Below are 7,499 nucleotides of genomic sequence, written 5' to 3'. Positions count from 1 at the left end.
CCCGGATCCCCGAGTCGGAGCGCGACTACTACCTGGAGCGGATCTACCCCTCCTTCGGCAACCTCGTCCCCCGCGACATCGCCTCCCGCGCCGCCAAGTCCGTCTGCGACGAGGGCCGCGGCGTCGGCCCCGGCGGCCAGGGCGTGTACCTGGACTTCGCCGACGCCGTCCGCCGCATGGGCCGGGACAAGGTCGCCGAGAAGTACGGCAACCTCTTCGAGATGTACGAGCGGATCACCGCCGAGAACCCGTACGAGGTCCCGATGCGGATCTACCCGGCCGTGCACTACACGATGGGCGGCCTCTGGGTCGACTACGACCTCCAGACCACCGTCCCCGGCCTGTTCGCGATCGGCGAGGCCAACTTCTCCGACCACGGGGCCAACCGCCTCGGCGCCTCCGCCCTCATGCAGGGCCTCGGCGACGGCTACTTCGTCCTCCCCTCCACCATCAACGACTACCTGGCCCGCCACCCGCATCAGGACCCCGTCGACGACAGCCACCCCGAGGTCGCCGCCGCCGTCCGCGAAACCCGCGACCGGCTGGAGCGGCTGCTCTCGGTCGACGGCGACCGCACCCCCGACTCCTTCCACCGCGAGATCGGCGAACTCATGTGGGAATACTGCGGGATGGCCCGCAATGAAGCCGGACTGCGCAAGGCCCTCGCCCGGCTACCGCAGCTCCGGGAGGAATTCTGGCGGCGCATCAAGGTCCCGGGCAGGGGCGAGGAGTTCAACCAGTCGCTGGAGAAGGCCAACCGCATCGTCGACTACCTCGAACTCGCCGAGCTGATGTGCCTCGACGCCCTCCACCGCGCCGAGTCCTGCGGCGGCCACTTCCGCGAGGAGTCCCAGACCCCGGACGGCGAGGCCGCCCGCCGCGACGAGGAGTTCGGCTACGCGGCCGCCTGGCAGTTCCGCGGCACCGGCGCCCCGCCGGTCCTCCACAAGGAAACCCTCGTCTTCGAGTACGTCCACCCCACCCAGCGGAGCTACGCATGAGGCTCAACCTGCGCGTCTGGCGCCAGCAGAACGCCGACACCCCCGGCGCCATGGTCACCTACGAGGTCGACGGCGTCTCCCGCGACATGTCCTTCCTCGAGATGCTCGACACCCTCAACGAGGACCTCATCCTGCGCGGCGAGGACCCGGTCGCCTTCGACCACGACTGCCGCGAGGGCATCTGCGGCGCCTGCAGCCTCGTCATCAACGGGGACGCCCACGGCCCCGAGCGCACCACCGCCTGCCAGCTGCACATGAGGTCCTTCACCGAAGGCGACACCATCGACGTCGAACCCTGGCGCGCCGCCGCCTTCCCCGTGGTCAAGGACCTCGTCGTCGACCGCAGTGCCTTCGACCGGATCATCCAGGCCGGCGGCTACATCACGGCCCCCACCGGTTCGGCCCCCGAGGCGCACGCCACCGCCGTTCCCAAGGACACCGCCGACCATGCGTTCGAGCACGCCGAGTGCATAGGGTGCGGCGCGTGCGTGGCGGCCTGCCCCAACGGCTCCGCCATGCTCTTCACCTCCGCCAAGATCAACCACCTCAACGTGCTGCCGCAGGGCTCGCCCGAGCGGGAGACCCGCGTCCTGGACATGGTCGCCACGATGGACGAGGAGGGCTTCGGCGGCTGCACCCTGACCGGAGAGTGCGCCACGGCCTGCCCCAAGGGCATCCCCCTGCCGTCCATCGCGGCCATGAACCGGGAATGGCTCCGTGCCCTCGGCAAGCGCGGGAAGGCCCGGAGCTGACCCTCACCCTGCCGGGCCCGCGCCGGCCGGCAGATCCGGCCGGCAGACCAGTCCGGCTGCCGATCCGTCCGGCCGGGCCGATCCGTCCGGCCGGGCCGATCCGTCCGGCCGGGCTGATCCGGCCGGGCTGATCCGTCCGGCTGATCCTGTCGGCCGATCCGATCGGCCGACCGGGCGCTCTGCCCGGGCCGCGACGTGCCGCACCCCCGACCGCTCCGCGGCATGGGGAACAGTGGCCCCATGCGAGAAGCCCTCCGCGGGTCCGGGCCGCGCCGCCGAACCGTGCTGGCCGCCACCCTCACCGCGCTCGCGACGGCCGGCTGCTCCGCCGAGGAGCCGGCCCGCGCCCCGGGCCGGGGACCCGGGGGAGTCGCGGCGAAGGACGCGCTGGTGATGGTGATCCGGCATGCGGAGAAACCGTACGCCGGGGACACCGGCGAGGACGGCGAGGGCAATGAGAGCCCCGGCTTCCTCGCCGTACGCGGCCGGCGCCGGGCCGAGGAGCTGCCCCGGCTCTTCACGCCGACCCGCAGCGCCCTGCTGCCCCGCCCCGCCGCCGTCTTCGCCGCCGGCGGTTCCGCGGCCCCCGCCCGCTGCCGCCAGACCGTCACCCCGCTGGCCGCCGCACTGCACACCCGCGTCCGCACCGAGTTCGCCGTCGGCACCGAGGCAGCCCTGGCCGGAGCCGTGCTGGCCGCTCCGATGCCGGTGCTGGTCTGCTGGGAACACCAGGGCGTCCCCCGCCTCATCCGCTCCCTCGGGGCGCACCATGCGCTCGGTGTTCCCGCCACCTGGCCCGACCGCCACGACCTGGTGTGGTTGTTCAACCGCAGGCAGGGCCGCTGGAGCTTCCGCGAGGTCCCGCAGCACCTGCTCCCCGGCGACGCCTGAGCGCTCCGCCGGAGTGCCGCGCTGGGCCGACCGTCGGCTGCGGGCCCGTTGTGGCCGGTCGCGCAGTTCCCGCGCCCCTTCGTGGCGCTGCCCCGGCGCAGCCGGCTTCGCCGCGGCTGCCCCTGGTGCTGTGGCCGCAGTCCCCGCCGACGCCGACGCCGACGCCGACGCCGTCACCGTCCTCGTGCCGTGCCCAGGGCCCGGGCCAGGTAGCCCGCCGTGCGGCCCTGCCCCGCGCGTGCGACCTGCCGGGGCGTGCCCGCGGCCACGATGCGGCCGCCGTCCGCACCACCGCCGGGACCCAGGTCCACCACCCAGTCCGCGCCCGCCACCACGTCCATGTCGTGCTCGACGACCACCACCGAATGGCCGGCGTCCACCAGCCCGTGCAACTGCCGCAGCAGCACCCGTACATCGGCCGGGTGCAGGCCGGTCGTCGGCTCGTCCAGCACGTACAGGGTGTGGTCGCGGCGCTGCCGCTGCAGCTCCGTCGCCAGCTTGATCCGCTGCGCCTCGCCGCCCGACAGCTCGGTCGCCGGCTGCCCCAACCGCAGGTAGCCCAGGCCGATCTCCTCCAGCGCCTTCAGGCTCCGCGCCGCCGCCGGGACCCCGGCGAAGAACGCGGCCGCGGATTCCACCGTCAGCGCCAGCACCTCCGCGATGTTCAGCCCGTCGTGGCGAACCAGGAGCGTCTCGGCGTTGTACCGCGCGCCGCCGCAGTCCGGGCAGGGGGCGTACGTACTGGGCAGGAACAGCAGCTCCACCGACACGAAGCCCTCGCCCTGGCAGGTCTCGCACCGGCCGCCCGCCACGTTGAAGGAGAACCGGCCGGCCTTCCAGCCGCGCGCCCGCGCCCCGGGAGCGGCCGTGAACAGCCGGCGCACCACGTCGAACAGCCCGGTGTACGTGGCGAGGTTGGACCGAGGGGTGCGGCCGATCGGCTTCTGGTCCACCTCCACCAGCCGCCGCACGGGGAAGCCCGGCTCGGCGAGCCGTTCGCCGACCTCCCGGGCCAGGACCTGTCCCACCAGGGTCGACTTGCCGGACCCGGACACCCCGGTGACCGCGGTGAACACCCCGAGCGGGAACTCCACGTCCACGCCCCGCAGGTTGTGCCGGTCGACGCCCTCCAGCCGGACGGCCCCGGCCGCCTCCCGCACAGCGCGCCCCTCCCGCACCGCGCGCCCGTCGTGCCCCTCCCGCACCGCGCGCCCATCGTGCTCGTCGTGCCCCTCACGCCCGGGACCGTCCCCTCCCGCGCCGAACAGGTACTGCGCCGTCGCCGACTCCGCGATCCCGGCGAGCTCGCGCGGCGGCCCGCTGTGCAGCACCCGCCCGCCGTGCTCGCCGGCCCGCGGACCCACCTCCACCAGCCAGTCCGCGTGCCGCACCACGTCCAGGTGGTGCTCCACCACGAACACCGTGTTCCCCGCCGCCTTGAGCCGGTCCAGTACGCCGAGCAGCGCCTCGGTGTCGGCCGGGTGCAACCCCGCCGATGGCTCGTCCAGCACGTACACCACGCCGAACAGCCCCGACCGCAGCTGCGTCGCCAGCCGCAGCCGCTGCAGCTCGCCCGCCGACAGGGTCGGTGCGGTGCGGTCCAGGCTCAGGTATCCGAGGCCGAGCTCGACGACGGGCCCGATCCGGGACATGAGGTCCTCGGCCAGCACCCGGTCCAGGGCGGTCAGCGGCAGCGAGGCCAGCTCCGCGATGGTCCGGCCCGCGAACGTCACGGCCAGCGCCTCCGCCCGCAGCCGCCGCCCCTTGCACACCGGGCAGGGGGAGTCGGTGAGGAACCGCTCGGCGCGGGCCCGCAGGGTGGCGCTCTTGCTGTCCGAGAAGGTCCGCATCACGTAGCGGTGGGCGCTCATGTACGTGCCCTGGTACGGCCGCTGGATCCGGTCCGCGTCCCGCACCGGGTGCACGGTGACCACCGGCTGCTCCTCGGTGAAGAGGATCCACTCCCGGTCGGCCGCCGGCAGCTCCCGCCACGGCACGTCCACGTCGTGGCCGAGCACCTCCAGGATGTCCCGCAGGTTCTTGCCCTGCCACGCCCCGGGCCACGCCGCGATGGCGCCCTCACGGATCGACAGCCCCGGGTCGGGGACGAGGAGTTCCTCGCTCGTGCGGTGGATGCTGCCGAGCCCGTGGCAGGAAGGGCAGGCCCCGGCGGCCGTGTTGGGGGAGAAGGCGTCGGAGTCGAGCCGCGGCGCGCCCTCGGGGTAGGCACCTGCGCGGGAGAACAGCATGCGCAGGGAGTTGGACAGCAGCGTCACCGTGCCGACCGAGGAGCGGGAGCCGGGGGTGGAGCGCCGCTGCTCCAGCGAGACGGCCGGCGGCAGGCCCGTGACCGAGTCGACCTTCGGTGCGCCGATCTGGTGGATCAGACGCCGCGCGTACGGGGCCACCGACTCGAAGTAGCGGCGCTGGGCCTCGGCGTAGAGCGTGCCGAAGGCCAGCGAGCTCTTGCCGGAGCCGGAGACCCCGGTGAAGACGGTCAGCGCGTCGCGCGGGATGTCCACGTCGATGCCCCGCAAGTTGTGCTCCCGGGCACCCCGCACGCGGATGAACGGGTCGTGGCGGCGGGGCTGGGCGGCGGCGGGGGGCGGCTCGGCGGTCTGGCGCATTCGCCCCACTTTACGGGGGCGCCGCAGCTCAGGCATGTGCCCGGCGAGCGCGCCCCCGTACGACTCCCGCTCCCTCGCGCTCGTCTCCAAGGCCTCGATCTTCCGGCGCGGGGCCGGTGGTGGTGTCAGAGCTGTGGTGCGCGGTAGCGGTACAGGTCGCGCAGCAGGGCGATCTCGGCTCCGTGGTGCAGCAGTTCCTGGTTGACCCACCACACGATGTCGAGGAGGGGCTCCTCCGCGTCGCTGCCGTGCGGGTAGGTGCAGTACCCGGTGGTGTCGAGCGCGATGTCGTCGAGGCCCAGCAGCGCCTTCCGCCAGGCCGCGGCACCGGCTTCGAACGCCGCGACGGCCTCCGCCGCGGTCCCGCTGACCGGATGGTCGTCCCGGGTCAGGGCATGGCTGCCGGCCGTGTGGTCGGCGCGCAGGGTCAGCATCTCGCCGAGGTGGCTCAGGCGCCACGCCAGGGTGGTGAACGGTGGCGGCCAGGGGTGCGGGTAGGCCGCGGCATCGCGTCCCCAGTCGCCGCTGCCGGCGCCGGCCAGGAAGGTCGCCCGAGGCCCCGGCCCGTCGGAGCGCCGTCGCACCGACCAGCAGTCCGGTACCGGCTCCCAGAGATACTCCTCGTCGGTCAGCGGGGCGCCGACCTGAGTCCGGCTCCCGTCGCCGCTGTCCATGACGGGTCCCGACATGCGGGCGGAGAGGCGTTCGTACGCGAAATCGAACTGCTGGAGGAGCGGGATCAGGCGGGCTGGTGTCACGGGTGCTCCGGTGGCGGTCCGGCCGCGGACGGCGGCGGGGAGGGGCGGTCTGTCAGTCGGCCAGCCTCGCACGGCCGGAACCGAACGCGTACCGGTTTTTCGCCGACCGGCCGTCCGGCCGGTGGCTGCCGAGCGGCCGCCGCCGGGCCGCGACTCCTTAGGGTGGCCCGTATGAGTGAGCGAACCGACCGCAGGCGCCTGGGCCTGGCCGTCTTCGACATAGACAACACCTTGGCCGACACCGACCACCGCCGGCACTTCCTGGAGCGTCGACCGCGGGACTGGGAGGGCTTCTTCGCCGCGGCACCGGCCGATCCGCCGCTCGCGCGCGGGGTGGCCCTGGCCGTCGAGCGCTCGGCCGACTGCGAGATCGTGTACCTGACCGGCCGCCCGGAGCGGTGCCGGGCGGATACGGTGGAGTGGCTGGCCCGGCACGGGCTGCCCGAGGGGCGGCTGTGGATGCGGCGGAACAGCGACCGCCGGCCCGCCCGTACCACCAAGCTGGAGGTGCTCCAGCGGATCTCCCGCGGCCGGGAGGTGCGGATGCTGGTGGACGACGACGAGTTGGTGTGCCAGGCGGCGCGCGCCGCGGGGTTCCGGGTGGTTCCGGCGACCTGGGCGGCGGACGCGCCGGAGCTCCGGGCCGCGCAGGAGGCGGAGGGCCGCGCCTGATCCCAGGCCGCCGTGCCGCCGTGCCGCCATGCCGCAGGGCCTCGGGTTCGCACCTCGCGGCCCTGCCGCGGCTCGGCTGTCAGTCCCCCTCGTCGAGCCGGAAGCCGACCTTCAGTCCGACCTGGTAGTGCGCGATCTGGCCGTTCTCCAGGTGGCCGCGCATCTGGGTGACCTCGAACCAGTCCAGATTGCGCAGCTTGAGGCCGGCCCGGGAGATCCCGTTGCGGATGGCCTGATCGATGCCCTCGGTGGACGTGCCGACGATTTCGGTCACCCGGTAGGTGTGGTTGGACATGGAGGTCTCCCGAGAGTGGGGGTCTTGTCGTCTTCTACGGTGCCCCAGTACGTCCCGGTCCGCGAACTTTGCCGCGACGACTCCCGGGTGAAAGGGCCCTGCCCCGTCCACTGGTCCATGCGCATGTTCGAGCCGGCTCCGATCCACCCTGCAAGGCCCCCCCGTGAAGACGCGTTTCCCGCCGTGTGCCCCGCCTCGCGGCCGCAGCCGCCCTCATCGGGTGCGGCGTCCCGGGAGATGCGGCCGCCGAGCCGCAGAAGGTGACGCTCTGGCCGATGAAGGGCAGCGCATCGCAGGACTCCGCTGACCCCGGCGAGTTCAGACTCCGCACATCCGCGGGCCGCGAAGCGGTCATGTCGAATCCAGTCGGCCACGGAAGAAGTGAAGGAGCCGGGTCGTCACACCTGCGGCCCGCACCCCGCGCCCTGACCAGGAGCCGCCATGACCATCGCCCCCCTCTCGCCGTCCGCCGTCCCGCCCGTCGCCGCTCCCGCCCTCCTCAC

The 7,499-nt window shown here is 73.7% G+C and carries 7 protein-coding genes; 4 read left to right on the top strand and 3 right to left on the bottom strand.

Annotated features, from left to right (window positions below; genetic code table 11):
- The 3 genes from HYE82_RS31405 to HYE82_RS31395 form a co-directional block, all read left to right on the top strand.
- On the top strand, positions 1-1,001 hold a 1,001-nt coding region (locus HYE82_RS31405), incomplete at its 5' end, for an FAD-binding protein (RefSeq protein ID WP_179177596.1).
- Positions 998-1,753, top strand: a complete 756-nt coding sequence (locus tag HYE82_RS31400; protein ID WP_179177595.1) for a succinate dehydrogenase/fumarate reductase iron-sulfur subunit — start codon at positions 998-1,000, stop codon at positions 1,751-1,753. The genes HYE82_RS31405 and HYE82_RS31400, both read left to right, overlap by 4 nt.
- Before the next feature lie 240 nt (positions 1,754-1,993).
- A complete protein-coding gene (locus HYE82_RS31395) occupies positions 1,994-2,644 on the top strand; it encodes a hypothetical protein (RefSeq protein ID WP_256987931.1) in 651 nt (216 codons plus the stop codon).
- A gap of 173 nt (positions 2,645-2,817) precedes the next feature.
- Here the strand turns inward: HYE82_RS31395 and HYE82_RS31390 are convergent, their stop codons facing one another.
- Together HYE82_RS31390 and HYE82_RS31385 are read right to left on the bottom strand one after the other, a co-directional pair.
- Positions 2,818-5,271, bottom strand: coding sequence for an excinuclease ABC subunit UvrA (locus HYE82_RS31390; RefSeq protein WP_179177594.1), 2,454 nt, complete (start codon positions 5,269-5,271; stop codon positions 2,818-2,820).
- Between the two features lie 125 nt (positions 5,272-5,396).
- Complete coding sequence (locus tag HYE82_RS31385; RefSeq protein ID WP_179177593.1) at positions 5,397-6,029, bottom strand: DinB family protein; 633 nt, start codon at positions 6,027-6,029, stop codon at positions 5,397-5,399.
- 171 nt (positions 6,030-6,200) lie between these two features.
- Here HYE82_RS31385 and HYE82_RS31380 point away from each other — a divergent pair, with 171 nt between their 5' ends.
- Positions 6,201-6,701, top strand: coding sequence for a hypothetical protein (locus HYE82_RS31380; protein WP_179177592.1), 501 nt, complete (start codon positions 6,201-6,203; stop codon positions 6,699-6,701).
- Positions 6,702-6,780: 79 nt separating this feature from the next.
- On the opposite strand, the gene HYE82_RS31375 is transcribed toward HYE82_RS31380, so the two are convergent.
- Positions 6,781-6,996, bottom strand: a complete 216-nt coding sequence (locus HYE82_RS31375) for a dodecin (RefSeq protein WP_179177591.1) — start codon at positions 6,994-6,996, stop codon at positions 6,781-6,783.
- Between the last annotated feature and the right edge of the window lie 503 nt (positions 6,997-7,499).

This window comes from Streptomyces sp. BR123 (assembly GCF_013401435.1).
Classification (GTDB): Bacteria; Actinomycetota; Actinomycetes; order Streptomycetales; family Streptomycetaceae; genus Streptomyces.
The sequence above is the reverse complement of the archived record's forward strand: the minus strand, read 5'-3'. Positions and strand labels throughout refer to the sequence as shown.